Annotated in this window: 10 protein-coding genes; 9 read left to right on the plus strand and 1 reads right to left on the minus strand. The window is 57.5% G+C overall.

Annotation, left to right across the window (positions count from 1 at the left end; translation table 11 throughout):
- Positions 1 to 9: 9 nt before the first annotated feature.
- Positions 10 to 939 (minus strand): DUF1559 domain-containing protein, encoded by a 930-nt coding sequence (locus tag Pan97_RS14495; RefSeq protein WP_144973691.1) that lies wholly within the window; start codon positions 937 to 939, stop codon positions 10 to 12.
- Between the two features lie 172 nt (positions 940 to 1,111).
- Here Pan97_RS14495 and Pan97_RS14500 point away from each other — a divergent pair, with 172 nt between their 5' ends.
- The 9 genes from Pan97_RS14500 to Pan97_RS14540 all read left to right on the plus strand — a co-directional run bounded on the left by Pan97_RS14500 (position 1,112) and on the right by Pan97_RS14540 (position 16,882).
- Positions 1,112 to 1,684, plus strand: coding sequence for a sigma-70 family RNA polymerase sigma factor (locus Pan97_RS14500; RefSeq protein WP_144973693.1), 573 nt, complete (start codon positions 1,112 to 1,114; stop codon positions 1,682 to 1,684).
- Positions 1,684 to 3,147 carry a CBM96 family carbohydrate-binding protein gene (locus Pan97_RS14505; RefSeq protein ID WP_144973695.1) on the plus strand — a complete coding sequence of 488 codons (1,464 nt, stop codon included), beginning with the start codon at positions 1,684 to 1,686 and terminating at the stop codon, positions 3,145 to 3,147. Before Pan97_RS14500 ends, Pan97_RS14505 begins: the two co-directional genes overlap by 1 nt.
- 41 nt (positions 3,148 to 3,188) lie before the next feature.
- On the plus strand, positions 3,189 to 5,666 hold the full coding sequence (locus Pan97_RS14510) for a hypothetical protein (protein WP_144973697.1): 2,478 nt from the start codon (positions 3,189 to 3,191) through the stop codon (positions 5,664 to 5,666).
- Between the two features lie 181 nt (positions 5,667 to 5,847).
- Positions 5,848 to 7,290, plus strand: coding sequence for an SWIM zinc finger family protein (locus Pan97_RS14515; protein ID WP_144973699.1), 1,443 nt, complete (start codon positions 5,848 to 5,850; stop codon positions 7,288 to 7,290).
- A gap of 35 nt (positions 7,291 to 7,325) precedes the next feature.
- Positions 7,326 to 9,140: a HEAT repeat domain-containing protein gene (locus Pan97_RS14520; RefSeq protein WP_144973701.1), complete on the plus strand. Its 1,815-nt coding sequence runs from the start codon at positions 7,326 to 7,328 to the stop codon at positions 9,138 to 9,140.
- A 44-nt stretch (positions 9,141 to 9,184) separates the two neighbouring features.
- Positions 9,185 to 10,309, plus strand: a complete 1,125-nt coding sequence (locus Pan97_RS14525; protein WP_144973703.1) for an AAA family ATPase — start codon at positions 9,185 to 9,187, stop codon at positions 10,307 to 10,309.
- On the plus strand, positions 10,306 to 12,654 hold the full coding sequence (locus Pan97_RS14530) for a DUF5682 family protein (RefSeq protein WP_144973705.1): 2,349 nt from the start codon (positions 10,306 to 10,308) through the stop codon (positions 12,652 to 12,654). The genes Pan97_RS14525 and Pan97_RS14530 overlap by 4 nt, the downstream gene beginning before the upstream one ends.
- Positions 12,655 to 12,667: 13 nt before the next feature.
- Positions 12,668 to 13,870: a VWA domain-containing protein gene (locus tag Pan97_RS14535; RefSeq protein ID WP_144973707.1), complete on the plus strand. Its 1,203-nt coding sequence runs from the start codon at positions 12,668 to 12,670 to the stop codon at positions 13,868 to 13,870.
- 258 nt (positions 13,871 to 14,128) lie between these two features.
- A complete protein-coding gene (locus Pan97_RS14540) occupies positions 14,129 to 16,882 on the plus strand; it encodes a hybrid sensor histidine kinase/response regulator (protein WP_165698769.1) in 2,754 nt (917 codons plus the stop codon).
- Positions 16,883 to 17,074: the final 192 nt, after the last annotated feature.

A 17,074-nucleotide genomic window follows, 5' to 3' on the forward strand; every position in this document is an offset into this window, starting at 1 on the left:
GTTTGCAGCTTAGTTCCGCACCACTGGTTCACCACCATCGCGGCTGGCGTTGGAAAGCAGCACGCCAAAGTCGATCGTTTCTGGAAGAAATGCGACCGAGCCGTCCACGTTCAGGAACATGGCTCCGCCTGGATGCTCGCTGCCAAACGAGATGTCGTTGAACTGCGTGACGTGCTGCGAATTGATGGGGTAGGCCAAATTCTTCACTCCCGATGCCCAACATCCGCCGCTGGTGCCGGCCGAGCCGCGCGTCCAAGGTCGGTAACGAGCGAAGTCGGCGCCGCCTGAGGGCTTATCCCACGACTTCTCACCGATCATCAACGTGTTGGAGGTTCCGTCGGTAACATCCCGGAAGGCTCGATTCTGATTCGTACGAAGCATTCCCTGATCCGCAAGACCGCCGTGGGAACTAACCGGGCAAGTACCACCGGTGGAAGAGTAATTACCGACGTACGCATTTGAGGAAACAGGGTTGGTCCCCTTGGGCCCCATCACACCGTAGTAGTGCGTCGTGTACTTATCGGTATGTCCCGAGTCGGTGGCCTTTTCAAGCGTACCGCTAGGGCATAAAAAACCATCGACACGGTGGGTGGCATGCTGCACCTTATTGGTCTGGGCATAGCCGCCGGCCGTGAAGGCAAACAGGTCGTACAGCGCCGATTCCTCCATAAACGGCAGCACCGAAACGTGCCAACTCAGTTCGGTCTCTTGATGTCCCCCCGATGGCAGTTTGCCGAAGGTATCGTGGTAGTTGTGCAGGGCCAGCCCGAGTTGCTTCAAATTGTTACTGCATTGCATCCGCCGCGCGGCCTCGCGTGCCTGCTGCACGGCTGGCAATAGCAAAGCAATCAGCACACCGATAATGGCAATCACAACTAGTAATTCAACGAGCGTAAATCCTTTGTATTTCCCGGAAGAAAAGCCCACTCGAAACGTCATGAAATGACTCCAACATGTAGGAGAGATAAGAAGAAAACGAGGAATATTGCCTCTCCTCTAAAAGAACAGAGCACTTCCACGCAGAATTGGACATTCCTGCTCAGATTTTTCTGACGAAGTTTTTCTGTCCAAAATCAGCATGTTAGGCTCTAACTGCTAGGAGACCCAATTCATGCCCGAATCCGACGACGAAAACGATCGCCCAATGCCCAGTCCCCCAGGTGGACCCACCACCCGGGACGAGGAATTCGTGCAGCTTTTTACGCTGAATCAGCACCAGATTTACATCTATCTGGTCAGCCTGGTCCACGACCAGAATTCCGCGGACGATATTTTTCAAGAGACGATGTTGGTTCTGTGGCGCGAGTTCGAACGTTTTGAGTCCGGCACCAACTTCATGGCGTGGTCATGCACGGTAGCCCTGAATCAAGTCCGGGCGTGGCGAAAGAAACAGCAGCGAGACCGGCTTCAGTTTTCCGACGAGTTTCTCGATGCCCTCAGCCAGGAACTCGATTCCAGCGCGGACTACCTCAAGAAGCGGTACGAGTTGCTGCATGATTGCATCGCCAAACTTCCACAACATCATCGTCAACTGATTGCCTACCGCTATTCGTCTGGGCATGCCATCAACGAAATCGCCGAACAAACTCAACGCAGTATCGACGCCGTTTATCGCCTGCTCAGTCGCATACGGCGCAGCTTGCAAGATTGCGTAACCGATCAACTCATCCTCGAGGACGCGTGATGAACGCCCCAGAACACCTAGAAGAATTCCGCGAGCTGTGCGAAAAGCTTCTCGAAGACCGCATCACGGCCCAAGAGATGACGCGACTTGAGATGCTGTTCCTTTCTTCGCAGCCCCTGCGGCGCGAGTTCGTCGAGCTTTCACACCTGCACGCCTCATTGGCTTCCATGGCCCGCAAAGCAGGCTGGCAAGCAATCCTCGATGGCGAAGCTTCTACGCCAGAAACACAAGCATCCAAGCAAGCATCGCTGCCAGGTCCTTCCGGCGGCAAAACCAGGATCTGGACCGCCGTCGCGGCGACCCTGGCGTTGGCACTTTCACTGGTGATGATCCTCCGTCCCGCTCCGCAGGCCCCGAAGAACCTGACCTTCGCGACGATCTCGACCACCGACGGAAGCCGCTGGATCTCCGCTTCGATCCCCACGGCCAACGACACCCGTATCGGGGTTGGTCGCGTCCAACTCGCCGACGGCATCGCGAAGTTCGTCTTCGATAACGGCGCCAAGGTCGAGATCGAAGGGCCTGCCGACTTCGAAATCTTTAGCGACATGCGATGCGAACTGCACACGGGAAAACTGGTCGCGACGATGAGCCCGACCTCGAAGGGTTTTTCGATCGAAACGCCTGACGCGCTGCTCATCGACCAAGGCACCAGCTTTGGCGTGAACGTGACCGACCAGGGCATGTCGAGCCTGCAGGTCTTCGACGGCCTGGTCGATATCAAGCACCACGAAAGCGGCACCAAGCTTTCGATCCGCGAACAGGAAGCAGCCGAGATTTCGCAGCAAGGGGTTGCCAAGTATTCAAACTTTACGGAAGCATTCCGCGGCGGTTTCAGCAAGTCGGATAGCGAGGAGGAACGTCGCCAGATCCAGCTTACCACCGCCACCGGTGCCGGCCAGGACCAATGGATCATTCGTGATCCGGACGAGCGATACGGCCCGGACGACCTACTGATGATCAAGCTCGCCAAACGTGACTACAAGCAGTTCGACCGTAAGATCTACCTTCAGTTCGATCTGACGAAGATCGATCTCACGCGATTGGAAGAGGCTTCGTTGACGATGACTGCCTCACCGACCGGAATCGGCTATGCGTCGCGAATGCCGGACGCCACCTTCGAGGTCTTTGCCCTGACCGACGACCAACTCGATGCCTGGGCGATGGACGATCTGACCTGGGAAAACGCACCCGCGAATGTTCCCTCAGGCGACCAACTCGACGAAACCAAAACCACGCCCTTGGGAACGTTCACGATTCCCCGCGGTCGAAAACAGGGTACGTATTCGATATCGGGTGCCTCCCTGGTCGACCTCATCAAGTCGGACGCCAATCGACTGGTTACTCTCATCATTGTTCCCAAGACGCGTGAAGCAATCAGCGGCGCGCTCGTCCATGGCTTCGCCGCCGGCAACCACTTAACCTTGCCCCCACCTACCCTTCGACTCATCATGGAGAAATAGGTTTGTCCCTTTCCAAATTCCCCCCTAGCGCGATCAGCACGATGGTTCATCGACGACTTGCCTGTCTTACCGTAGTTTTGTCATTGGCGTTTTCCAGCTTCCTACTGGCGGACGAAGCGAAGACCGAAGCCAAGCCGCGCAGTATCAGCGGCATATATCCTCACCTGGCCTATTGGAACGATCATGGCGAATGCGGAACCGGCGCAGTCGTTCCCTGGGCAGGCAAGCTGTGGGTCATCACCTACGGCCCTCACTACCCCCATGGCTCTACCGATCAGCTCTACTCCATCACGCCCGACATGCAGATCGAAGCCTTTGCGGGAAGCGTGGGGGGTACTCCGGCCAATCGCATGATTCACAAGGAAACCAATCAGCTATTGATCGGCCCCTATGTGATCGACGAGAAGGCGAACATCCGCGTCATTCCACCCGACGCTATGCCCGGTCGACTGACCGGTAATGCTCGGCACTTGTTCGATCCTACCGGCAAAGCCTATTACGCGACCATGGAAGAAGGCTTCTACGAAGTCGACCTGAAGACGCTGGAAGTGACCGAGCTGTTCCAAGACGATCAGTCGCACGGCAAGAAGGTTGGTCCTGACCCAACCGCTCACGACGTCCCCTACGCCGCACTCCCTGGTTATCACGGCAAGGGTCTCTACTCCGGACAGAACCGTTTGATCTACGCGAACAACGGCGAAGCTTCGGGACTTGCTCGCTCGCGCCCCGATGTTCCTTCCGGCTGTCTGGCCGAGTGGGACGGAAAGAGCAAGACCTGGCAGGTCGTTCGCCGCAATCAGTTCACCGACGTCCGCGGCCCTGGCGACTTGCTCGGTAATCCCCACCCCGAAACTGATCCCGTTTGGGCCATCGGCTGGGATCACCGCTCGCTACTGCTGATGCTGCTGGACGAGGGAAAATGGTACACCTACCGCCTGCCCAAGGCCTCGCACTGCTACGACGGCGCCCACGGCTGGAACACCGAATGGCCACGCATTCATGACATCGGCGAAGAGGATTTCGCCATGAATATGCACGGCATGTTCTGGCATTTTCCCAAGACGTTTACCCGAGCCAACTCTGCTGGCATCGCTCCCCGTTCCACCTATTTGAAGGTGATCGGCGACTACTGCCGCTGGAACGACCAACTCGTGTTCGGCTGCGATGATGCCGCTCAAAGCGAGTTCCTCAATACCCGCCGCGCCAAAGGCAAAGTCGCCGGGCCAGGTCAGTCGCACTCCAACTTGTGGTTCACTTCGACCGATATCCTCGACAAGCTGGGGGCCCCAATCGGACGCGGGAGTGTCTGGCTGAATGACGATGTGAAAGCAGGCGTGCCGTCCGATCCCTATCTCTTCTCAGGCTTCGAGCGCCGTTCACTATGCCTGTTTCACGACGCGAAGACACCGGTAACGTTCAGCCTGGAAGTCGACCGCGAGGGCAAGGATCAGTGGATCGAACTGACGACCGTCACCGTACCGGCAGGCGAAACCATCTGGCATAGTTTCCCCCAAGAGGAAGCTGGCGTCTGGCTGCGTATCGCTACCGATAAGGACTGCCCGAAAGCGACCGCCCAGTTCCAATATGCCAATAGGGACGTCCGGGATACGGACGAGGCAACGATCTTCGAAGGACTACGCAAGCCGGGTTCGACAGCCTACTCGGAAGGGATCGTTCGCGTTCGTGGCAATCGCCTGCAAACGATGTCCTTCGCAGCGACCCAGGTCGTCGATGGCCAGCCGACCCATGAAGGCCTCTACGAACTCGACGCCAACTTGAACCTGACCAACAAGCATGACCGAATTGCCTTCGAGTGGACTCACGACAACGCCCCCATTCCAGAAGGCGTGCTGACATTTGACGACGCATCCATTCTGTACGTCGACGACGAAGGGAATCGCTGGCGTCTTCCCCGAAGCACCAAGACCGACATTGCTGGCTTTGGGCCGTTACGAATCGCGCGCGAGGTGGCCACCGAGCGTGACCTGTTTAACTGCGGTGGCACGTTCTATGAACTGCCTGCCCGCAACGCGAACGGGATCGCCAAGATTCGTCCCGTCTGCAGTCATCCCTACGCGATCAACGACTACTGCAGCTACCGCGGAATGATGATTCTGACCGGCGTCGATTCCGGCGCTTCCGGCGAGCACATCATTCGCTCCGAAGACGGCCGCGTCGCCGTCTGGGCAGGTGTGATCGACGATCTGTGGAAGCTCGGCAAACCCGTTGGCGTCGGAGGTCCCTGGAAGAACACCCAGGTCACTGCCGACACCCCTTCCGATCCGTACCTGATGACCGGGTACGACAAGAAGACCCTCGCGGTTTCCAGCGATAAGCCAACCGATATCCGCGTCGAAGTCGATGTCGATGGAACCGGCACCTGGCGAATTTACCAGACGCTGAGCCTCGGTGAAGGAGAGAACAAGTCCCTCTCGTTCCCGGAAGAATTTCAGGCCTATTGGGTTCGCCTGGTATCTTCGCACGACGCGACCGTCACCGGGCAGTTGACCTACGAGTAGGTGCTCATCCATGGTGACAACACGCCAGCGGCAATAATTGATGTCGCTGGCTGTGGGCTAAGGATTCAGGAATTTCCTAGAATCCGCCGCCCCCTAACTTGATTGTGGCGCACCACCCGGCCAAAATGCGAAACGTCTTGGATGGACGATCTTTTCTGCAACATGGCGCGAGATGGATGTCATGATATCGATTGATGAGGATTTCATCGCGGCGGCAGCTCCTAATGCAGCGGCAGCCAAGAATGGACGCGGGCTCGTACTGAAAAACAAATTCATCGCGCTGCATCACTCCGACGACAAATCGCTGCTGTTTGGCGAGTGTCAGGGAAGTGGCAAGACGCCGTATCTTTGCTCGGCCGACTTTACCAACCCCCAATCGGTCACCTATCGCTGCAGTTGCCCCAGCCGGCAGTTTCCCTGCAAGCACTCGCTAGGACTCCTATACGCCTACGTCGAAGGCAAGTCGTTCACGCCAAGCGAGGTCCCCGAGTCGCTACAGGAGAAGCGCGAGAAGGCCGCCGCCAGGGCCGAAAAGAAAAAAGTCGATGCGGCCAAGCCTCGCAAGGTGAACAAGTCGGCCTTGGCCAAAAAGATCAAAGCCCAGCTCGATGGCCTCGATCTGCTCGAAAAGCTGACGTTCGACCTGGTACGACTCGGCATTGGCAATATGAATGCCAAGTCGGCCAGCGAAATCGAGAAGCAGGCCAAGCTGTTGGGTAACGCTTATCTGCCTGGTGCCCAGTCGGCGCTGCACGATTACACCAAGCTCTTCTTCGACGAGGAGGAAGTCAAAACAACGGCCGCCCAGGAAGCCGTCTACAGCGAGGCCCTCGACCAGTTAGGACGGCTCCATTCACTGGTGAAACAAGGACGTTCTTATCTTCAGAACCGCCTGGACGATCCTGAGCTTGCGCCAGAAACAGAAACTTCGATTGCTGCCTGGCTAGGACACGCCTGGCAGCTTCGCGAGCTGAAAGATGCTGGCCTCGTGCAGTCCGACGTGCAACTCGTTCAACTGGCTTTCAACAGCTACGACGATGTGGCCCGCCGCGAATGGGTCGATACGGGTACCTGGATGAATCTCAGCACGGGGGCCATTCAACTTACGCAAAACTATCGTCCCTACTCGGCCGCCAAGCACATCAAAGCGGAAGACAGCTTCTTCCAGGTTGCCCAGGTTAGTGAGCTATGCGTCTATCCCGGCGATGTGAATCCGCGCATCCGCTGGGAAGGGATGACCATGCGACCGCTCGAAGCCAACGACTTCAAAAGGATTCGCAGCTTTGCGCACGACAGCTTTGCCGAGGTCATCAAGCAGGTAAAAAACCAACTCAAAAGTCCCTTGGCCGATAAGTTGCCGGTGTATGCGTTGAACTTCGATCGCATCGGCCGCGTTGGGGATCAACTGGTCGTTCAAGATTCCCAAGGACAGCGACTGGTTCTCACCGAAGTGGGTCTCGCCGAAGAGCCAAGTACCTGCAATCTTTTGCCCCTCTTGCCCTCTTCGCGGCTGGCTGGGCAGATTCTGATCGCTCGCTTTCGACATGACCTCGATACGCGCAAGCTACAGGTCAAACCGTTGTCGATCGTCACGTCCACGTCCATTGATCGCCTCACGTACTGACGTCGCATACCCCAATTGGTTGGAGGAGTCTTCCGATGAGTATCGCGGTTCTCGCCCAGGTCTACGACGAAGTACGTCGACTCTCAATCGCCGGCAGTAGCGTCGCCCCGGGTGACTTTCGTTTAAAGAAACTGATCGCCCCGCTCGAAAAGTCCGGCGAAAAGGCACCGGTTTTCAAGAAGGTCGCCGAATCGGTCAGCAAAGTCATCGAAAGCAACGAAACCACTTCTGCCGAAGCACTGCTCGACTTGAGCACCCTGGTCAACGCCATCCTTTACACGCAAGGGGAAGTCGGTGCCGAAGGAGACCTGGAACCGGTAGAGCAGATCGGCGAAGGCATCCTCCCCAAACGGACGCCGGCCAGCTTGCTGAAATCGGTCGCCACGGCCCTGACGACCGCCGGCTCGGGGCGGCTGGAACTAGTCCAGGAGTCTCTCGCGCAAGATCCCTTCCCCGACCCACGGCTACTCGGGCCCGCCATCGATGCGCTCGATGGTTCCTACTACGAGGTTGGCGACCTGGTCGAGAAGGCCGTTCTCCCCCAGTACGGCAAGTCCATCGTTCCGATCGTGCTCGAAAAGTTCGACCGCAAAGGAGGGGCTGGCGATGCCCGGCGACTATCGCTGTTGCATCGCGTCGATCCTGAGGGAGCCGAATCGATCATTCATGAAGTGCTCGAGGACGGTTCGAGCGAGGTGAAAATCGTCGCGATCTCGAAGCTGCGCGATCCGAAGAGTGTTCCCTTTCTGATTGAACAATCGAAAGCCAAGGCGTCCAAAGTGCGCGACGCCGCATTCTCGGCTCTTGCTGAAATCGACAGCGACGAGGGCGCGAAGTATCTCATCGAGCGGATGAAAGAGAAAGGACATCTGAGGTCGATACGCGAAGGGCTCAAGAGCCGTCACCCAAAGGCCGTGAAAGTGCTGCTGGATGAAACGCGCGCGGCCTGGCAAACGCTGCTCGACACGAAGGAGACCGACAAGAAGGCGCACGAGGCAGCCCACACTCGCCTGGTAACGCTTCTGTCGGCCCTCGAGCATCGCAGCGACAAGGAAACAGAGAAGCTTCTTCTCGAGCTGTTTCCGCAACGGGCTGCGATCACTAAGGCCGAAGGGAAACATGGCGCCAAGACATGTTCCGATTGTATCTTAGCCCGTATGTCGGAGTGCAGCGACAAAACGCGCGAATTGCTCATTGCCGAGCATGAGACCTACGAAGACTACGAACTGGCCATCGCCGCCCGAGCGGCCCTGCAACAAGATGACCCGGCCAAGTTCTACGACGTCTTCCACGTCTATATCGAGAGCGGCAAAAACGCGAAAACCAAGAAGCGATCCGCTCAGTCGAAGGCCGAAGCGATCACCCAGGCAATCTGCAACGAGATAGGCTCGGTCTATCACTACTGGTACGAAATCATCAACCAAGAACGCGAGCAGGAAGTCGTCCGAAAACGCGACCAATTCGATCCTCGCTGGCTCGACCTGGCCGTCAAGCATAACAACATGGAATTGGTCTACGCGTTGGCTCGGCCCGATCACAAACCGGCTCACAAGGCGCTCGAGGCGGAACTCCAGAAACGCCTGAAGGCGAAACGGGTCGACTATCACCTGATGGACTTCGTCCAGGCAGTCGTCCGCGCGAAGCACCCGGACTCGGCCGACCTGATCATTGAAACGATCCGAAATGCCAGTAAACGCGGCACCGGCTATTACGCATATGCCCTGGCCCGCTTGATTCCTGCGTTGGACAAAAGCGCACTACCGAAACTCGAGGCGCTCTTAAGCGAACTGCCTGACAACGAAGCCGACCGCTACGTGTTGGCCGTGGCCGAACTGAAGAACCGCCGCTGATGACATCGTTCACATCCAACTCACCCCATAGCAAGGATCCTCCCATGGCGAAGAAGTCGACTTCCTCCGCCGCGAACAAGACGGACTCAAGCGGCGATCTTCGCGCTCCGGCCGAACAGATGTTTGCCGAAGAGATCGAGGCTTTGATCAAGGAAGACAAGCACGACAAACCACCAGGCTGGAAGATGTCGGCCAGGGCCGTGCATACGTACATCTGCGGTGGCAAGGCCGGCAAGCTCGACATTTCTCCCAAGTACATTGGGCACAACCGCCTGGTCGAGATTGCAATCGCCACGCTTGTGACCGATCGAGCACTGCTGCTGATTGGTGAGCCCGGCACGGCCAAGAGTTGGCTCTCGGAACACCTTACGGCCGCCATCAATGGCGATTCCACCAAGGTGGTTCAAGGCACCGCCGGCACCACCGAAGAACAGGTCCGGTATACCTGGAACTACGCGATGCTCATCGCCCATGGCCCCAGCAGGGAAGCATTGATCAAAAGCCCCATCTTCCGCGCGATGGAAAGCGGCAGCCTGGCTCGGTTCGAGGAAATCACGCGCTGCGCGTCTGAGGTCCAGGACGCGATGATTTCGCTTCTATCCGAAAAGCGGCTTTCCGTTCCTGAACTGGCGGTCGAAGTCCCGGCCCAAAAAGGGTTCTCGGTGATCGCGACCGCCAACACGCGCGATCGCGGCGTGAACGATATGTCGGCGGCTCTCAAACGGCGATTCAACATCATCGTCCTTCCCACCCCCAGTTCGATCGAAACCGAGATCGAGATCGTCGGAAAGCGGGTCCAGGAACTTGCGTCGAACCTGGCCCTTAAATCGGAATTGCCGGCCACCGATGCGATCGAGCAGGTCGTGACCATCTTCCGCGAACTGCGCAGCGGGCAGACCCTTGATGGCAAGAATAAACTGAAGTCCCCATCCGGGGTTCTTTCTACGGCGGAAGCCATTTCGGTGCTGGCTAACAGCATGGCCCTTTCCGCCAGCTTCGGCAGCGGCCGCGTTTCCGCCGAAGACATCGCCGCAGGCCTGCAGGGCGCGGTGGTGAAAGACGAAGAGAAAGATCGCATCGCCTGGCAAGAATACCTGACCAACGTTCTAAAGAAGCGAGGCTCGGACTGGCGGCCGCTTTACAAAGCCTGCTCGGAGCATAATTCGTGAGCTGGCAGATCCCAGTCTTCGGCGTACGTCACCTCTCACCGATGGGAGCCTGGCAGCTGCGCGCCTATCTCGACGAGATACGCCCCGAGGTGATTCTCGTCGAAGGGATCGACGATGCCACGCCGCTGGTCGGCGATATGACTCGTAAGACGACACATCCCCCGATCGCGATCCTGGCCTATACCGATACGCTCCCTGTTCGGACGATCGTCACCCCCTTTGCCCGGTACAGCCCCGAATACCAGGCCATCCTTTGGGCAGCTGAAAATAAGGTCGAGGCCCAATTCTTCGATCTTCCGTCGGAATGTTTCCTTGGTTTGATCGACGCCGAATACGAACGGCGCGACAAGGAGCGGCGCGAGGCGTTGGAAGCGGCTGAAAAGGAAACAGCAGAGACTGAGTTCTCCGACCCGGATGAGATCGCCACGCCACTCGATCAGCCCAAGCTTTCGCTTTACCAGCGCGTGGCCAGGCAGGCTGGCGAAACCGACTTCGAGACCTATTGGGAACGCCACTTCGAGCACAACCTGGCTCAGGGAAGCTACCGCGGTTCCTCGTACGAATTCGGGGCCGCCGTGCGTGACCTGGAAGAAGCCCAACCGCATTGGCGGGCCGAGAACCTCGTTCGCGAGGCCTACATGCGTCGTCGCATTCAACAGACCATCGACGATGGCACGCCACCGGAAAAGATCGTTGCCGTTGTGGGTGCATTTCATGCCCCAGTGCTGCGTGGCGATCTACCAGCAATGACCGACGAGGAACTGGCTTCGCTGCGTCGCCGATCGAGCAAACTCACGTTGATGCCCTACTCCTACTTCAAGCTTTCCTCGCAGTCTGGCTATGGGGCTGGCAATCGGGCGCCGGCCTATTTCGAGTTGCTTTGGCGATCGCTTAACGAAGGAAACGTTCGCGCGCTCTCGCATCGTTATCTATCGCAGGTTGCTACCAATTTAAGAAACGCAGGCACGCACCGCTCGACGGCTGAGGTCATCGAGGGGGTTCGCTTGGCCGAGACCCTCTCGGCACTCAACGGAGGGCATGCTCCTACCTTGACCGATCTACGCGACGCGGCGGTCACGCTGCTTGGCCACGGAGAACTGACCGCCGTGAAGGATGCGTTGGTACGGGTCGATGTGGGAACCGAGATCGGTGAATTGCCGGAGGGGGTCAGCCAGACGTCGATCCAAGCCGACTTCGAACGCGAACTGAAGCGGCTCAAGCTTTCAAAATACAAGACCGCCGTCCAGCAGACGCTGGATCTCGATCTGCGTGAAAATCGCCAGGTATCGAGTGAAGAAGCCGCGTTCCTGGACCTCAATCGGTCGTCCCTGTTTCATCGTCTCAGGATGCTCGATGTTCCCTTTGCCACGTGGAATCATACGCGTCAACAGTCGACCACGTGGGCCGAACGGTGGGTGGTGCAGTGGACGCCTGAAAGCGAGATTGCCTTGGTTGAGGCCGTGCTGGAAGGAGAAACGATCCTCCTGGCGACCGCGTTCCGCTTCAACACGCTACTGGAAAAGAGTCGCACAATCGCCGATGCCGCCAAGCTGGTCAACGATGCTTGCCAGTGCGGAATGATGGAAGCCATGGACCAGGCCCGGCAACGGCTGCAAGAGCTATCGTCCGGTACGTCTGACTTTGTGGCCATTGCTCGGGCAGCGTTTGAGTTGGCCCAGGTCGTACGCTACGGTAACGTCCGCCGCTTTGATCCCGAACCGCTGATTCCCTTGATTGAGGAACTCTTCGTTGAGGCCTCGCTGGCACTTTACTCGGCCGCTAATTGCGACGACAGTGCCGCCGCGAGCCTGCTGGAAGCGATCGACCAGGTGAATCGTGTCGGGTTGGAATTCGCCGAACGGGTCGAAGAGAGTCTTTGGACCGATCGCCTGCAACAACTGGCCGACTCCGACGATCGCAATCCGCTTTTATCCGGTTACGCGTGTGCTTTATTACTGGAACGCGGACTGATTCCCAACGAGGCCCTGTCGCGGGAAGTCTCGCGGCGATTGTCGCCTGGTGTTCCGGCCGACCTGGGAGCCGGCTGGTTCGAGGGGCTTGCCCAGCGCAACCGCTACGCCTTGTTGGCGCGGCAAACACTGTGGGAGCAACTCGCCGAGTACGTGGCTTCGCTGGATGATGACCAATTCAAACGGGCACTCGTCTTCCTCCGCCGAGCTTTCGCCCAGTTTCTCCCTCGCGAACGACGTCAGATTTGCGAGAACCTGGCAGAACATTGGGGGCTCAATCGGGATGAGACCGCAGAGCTTCTGGAAGCTCCGCTGAGCGATGAGGAAGAAGAAAAACTCTCGGATCTGAACGAATTCGACTTCGACGACTTTTAGCAGGACGCAGCTGATGGATGCAGAACAACTCGCACGCTGGCGTCTGATTCTCGGGGCAGCCTCGCAGGAATCGCTCGGCGGTATGGGGCCTGGCTGCAGCTTGTCGGCTGAGCAGATGGAAATGGACGCCGCCCTGGCAGAGATCTACGGCGGCGGCGACGAAGAGCTTTCTCAGGAAGACTGGGCATCCGGAGAGAAGAAAGTGGGACATGGCCCTTCCAAGGGTCGCGTTACGCCGAAGGTTGCCAAATGGCTCGACCAGATTCGGAACTTCTTTCCGACGGACGTGGTGACCTTGATCCAGCACGATGCCATCCAGCGGCGCGGGATGAAGGAACTGCTGTTTGAGCCAGAGATTCTTTCCAAGGTCGAGCCCTCGCTGGACCTGGCGAGCACCGTGCTCGAACTAAAGAACCTGGTACCCGAGAAAGCGAAAGAGGCGGCTCGGGATTTGGTACGAACCGTTGTGGAAGACATTCGCCGCCGTCTGGAACAGCGTTTTGTCCAAGCGGTTCGCGGAGCACTCAATCGAAATCGGCATTCCCCTTTTCGCAGTTTGCCGAATCTCGATTGGACGCGAACCATTCGACAGAACATCAAGAATTACAATCCGACGCTCAAAACGATCATCCCCGAGCAAATCTCGTTTTTCAGCCGACAGCAGCGGCAAAATGACTGGAACATCATCATCGCGATGGACCAGTCAGGGTCGATGCACTCGTCCCTCATTTTCGGCGGCATCATGGGAGCGATCCTGGCCAGCATGCCGGCCGTGGAAACGCACGTAGTGGCGTTCAACCATGAAGAAGTCGTCGACCTGACCGAGCATTGTCACGACCCGGTCGATCTGCTCTTCGGCGTTCAGCTAAGCGGAGCCGAGGACTATTGGATGGCAACCAGTTACTGCGAGCGTTTCATGCACACGCCTGACAAGACGCTGTACATTGTGTTGGGTGACCTGTACGACACAAGCCCCAACGAAAACCGTTTCGTCCGCAAGATGGAGGGGCTTTTGGAAGGAGGTCTCAAAGCGATCGGCCTTCTGGCCATTTCCGATCAAGGCAAGCCCTCGTACAACGAAAATCTGGCCAACAAGCTGGCGAGACTGGGCATGCCCTGCTTTGCCTGTACGCCTAACCGCCTGCCGGACATGCTTGAGGCCGTCTTGCGTGGCAACGATCTAAAGAAGTTCGCCGAGACAGCAACCGACAAGTAGCGAATCATTCGGCAAAACCTGCCAGGATTCACTCCGCATCGTAACCCTTGCGAACATTCCACGTAAAAACCTGCCCGGCTATTGGTTTGTCGGTAAAAGATTAGAACAAAAGTCTTTTCGCAAGATTTCGCTCTTTTAGAATAAGAGATAGGCGTAACTGCCCCATTCGCTAGTTTCGCCCTCCTTTTCACACCATCACCACATCAGACGTTTGCCGCCAGGAAGGTAGGCACCCCTTGGGGAAGGATGCGCTGCGCGATGCCTGAAAATATCCGCATTCTCCTGATCGAAGACTCACCCAAAGAGGCTGGGCTGGTCGAGCGATATCTGCGCGAAGCGGAAGAGAACTTCTCGGTCGTTCACGTCGATCGTCTCGACACAGGTCTCGCCAAGCTAAAGGCCGGCCAGATCGACGTCATTTTGCTCGATCTTGACTTGCCCGACAGCCACGGCCTGGAAACCATTCGGTCGCTGCACGCCAAGTCGCCCCATTTGCCGGTCGTCGTCCTTTCCGATCGAGTCGATCGTGACTTAGCCGCCCGAGCCATTCAAGACGGCGCCCAAGATTGTCTTCCCAAGTCGAATGTCGATCCCGATTCGCTCACCCGATGCGTCCGCTACGCGATCGAGCGAACGCATCGCCAACTGGTCGAATCGACGCTGGAAAACTCGGAGGCCCGTTACCGCGGTCTCGTCAATTCGCTTCCCGTCTGCGTCTTGCAGAAGGACTTGGACGGAAGATTTATCTTCGCCAACCAGGCGTACAGCGACTTCACGGGGCACGTCGTCGAAGACATCCTGGGCAAGACCGACTTCGACCTCTCGCCGCCCGACGTGGCGGAAAAGTTTCGCGAGGACGATCGCAAGGTGTCAGAGTCGGGCAAGCAATTCCGCGACATCGAGGTCAACACGACCGATGGGCATACCTCGTGGGTCGAAGTCATCAAGTCCCCGATTCGCGACGCTCACGGAAACGTCGTTGGCACCCAGGCCATCTTCTGGGATGTTACCGAACGTCAAATGGCCGTCGACGCGTTGCTAAAAGCAAAGGAAGCCGCCGAAGAGGCCAATCGCGCCAAGAGCGAGTTTCTGGCAAACATGAGCCACGAGATTCGCACGCCGCTCAACGCCGTCATTGGCATGGCCGAACTGCTGCTCGATACGTCCCTCACGCAGACGCAACGTGACTACCTGAAAATGGTGCACGAGTCGGGCGAGTCGCTTTTGTCGGTTATCAACGACATTCTCGATTTCTCAAAGATCGAGGCCGGCAAGCTCGACCTGGTCAGCAAACCATTCGACCTGCGTGAAACCGTGGGCGATATGATGAAGCCGCTTGGCGTCCGGGCAGGCGGCAACGGCTTGGAACTGACATGCCATTTTGAATCGGACGTTCCGGCGGTGATTGAAGGAGATCCTCACCGGCTCCGCCAGATTGTCGTGAACCTGGTAGGCAATGCGATCAAATTTACCGAACAAGGCGAGATCGACTTCGATGTCTCGGTCGAGTCACGAGACAACGGCAATGTCGAGCTTCATTTCCAGATCCGCGACACCGGCATCGGTATTCCGGAACACAAGCTGGGAACGATCTTCGAAGCTTTCGAACAGGCCGATTCAGGTTCGACTCGGCAGTACGGCGGAACTGGCCTGGGTTTGGCCATTTGTGCTCGACTCGTCGATTTGATGGGGGGCAAGATTTGGGTTGAAAGCCAAGTCGGGCACGGTAGCACGTTCCACTTCACGGCCCCTTTCCCTGTGACACGCGCCGATAGAGTACCGCACCCTCGGGCAGCCGCCCGCATCCAAGGCACCCGCGTACTGATCGTGGACGACAATGCCACCAACCGGACGATTCTGGATGAAATCGCACGAAGTTGGGGAATGCGAACGCAGCTGGCCGCCGATGCCGAAGAAGGCCTGATGCTTCTGAAAGAAGCCTATTCGATAGGCGACCCTCATGCGGTTTTGTTGACCGACGTCGAAATGCCCGGCAAGGACGGCATCGACCTGATCACCGCAATGCGTGACATCCCCAACTTGAAGGATACGCTGGTCATCGTACTCAGTTCCTCAGAACGCCCCACCACGCGGAAGCGGTGTGAAGACCTGAGAATCAGTTCCTTTCTGATGAAGCCGGTGAAACAGTCGGAACTATTCGATGCGATCATCGTGGCCCTTGGCGTTGCTTCGCCTGAGGATGAAAACGAAGTCAAGTCGATTGGAAGCCTACCAAAGATTCGCCCGCTCAAAGTTCTGTTGGCGGAAGACAACCGGGCCAACCAGCGCCTGGCGATCGCGCTGCTGGAAAAATGGGGCCACGACGTCACGCTCGCCGAATCAGGCAAGCAAGCCGTCGACCATTGGGAGCGCGACAAGTTCGATTTAGTCGTGATGGACGTGCAGATGCCGGAGATGGATGGCCTGCAGGCAACACGAATCATTCGCCAGCGCGAACAAGAGCGCGGCGGGCATGTACCGATAATCGCCATGACCGCGCACGCTCTGGCCGGCGATCGCGAGAAGTGCCTGGACGCCGGAATGGATGGCTACACGTCCAAACCGCTGCGAATCCAGGAATTGCATCAGGCAATTGCTCAGTTCTTCGCCTCAGATTCCCCTACCAAAGATCAGCAACAGCCTACGGTGTCGGCGGACGAGCCTCGGGTTGACTGGTCTCATGCGCTGCGGGCATGTGATGGTGACAAAGATTTGTTCTTCGATCTGCTGCACCTGTTCCTGGAGGAAACACCAGAACTACTGGATGCGCTGGACAAAGCAATCGAAGAGGAGAATTACGAGGCCATCCACCGCTCGGCTCATACGGTGGTCGGTTCGCTTCGTATCATTGGCCCTTCCGAAGCAGGCAACGTTGCCCTACAAATCGAGAAAGTAGCCCACCAAGGCACAGTCGACGGGGCCAGGGACCTCTCTCAGCAACTACGCAGCCATATCGATACGCTTTTCGAGGAAGCGTCTCACGTTGTTGAGGGCCGACAGACACTCCCCTAGCGGGTTAGGCTGCTGGTGCCTGCAAACTCGCGTGTCCCCAAGAAAATCGTCGATCTTTCCGCAAATTGGGAATAGGATTCGCATAGATTTTTTCGACATTGGTAAGATACGGTCGAGAGCCGTCAGGATGACGGTGACCAGCTTGATTTGTGCGCACGTTTAGCAACTTTTGTAGGCACAATAGTGCCTACT

The organism is Bremerella volcania (assembly GCF_007748115.1).
Classification (GTDB): Bacteria; Planctomycetota; Planctomycetia; order Pirellulales; family Pirellulaceae; genus Bremerella; species Bremerella volcania.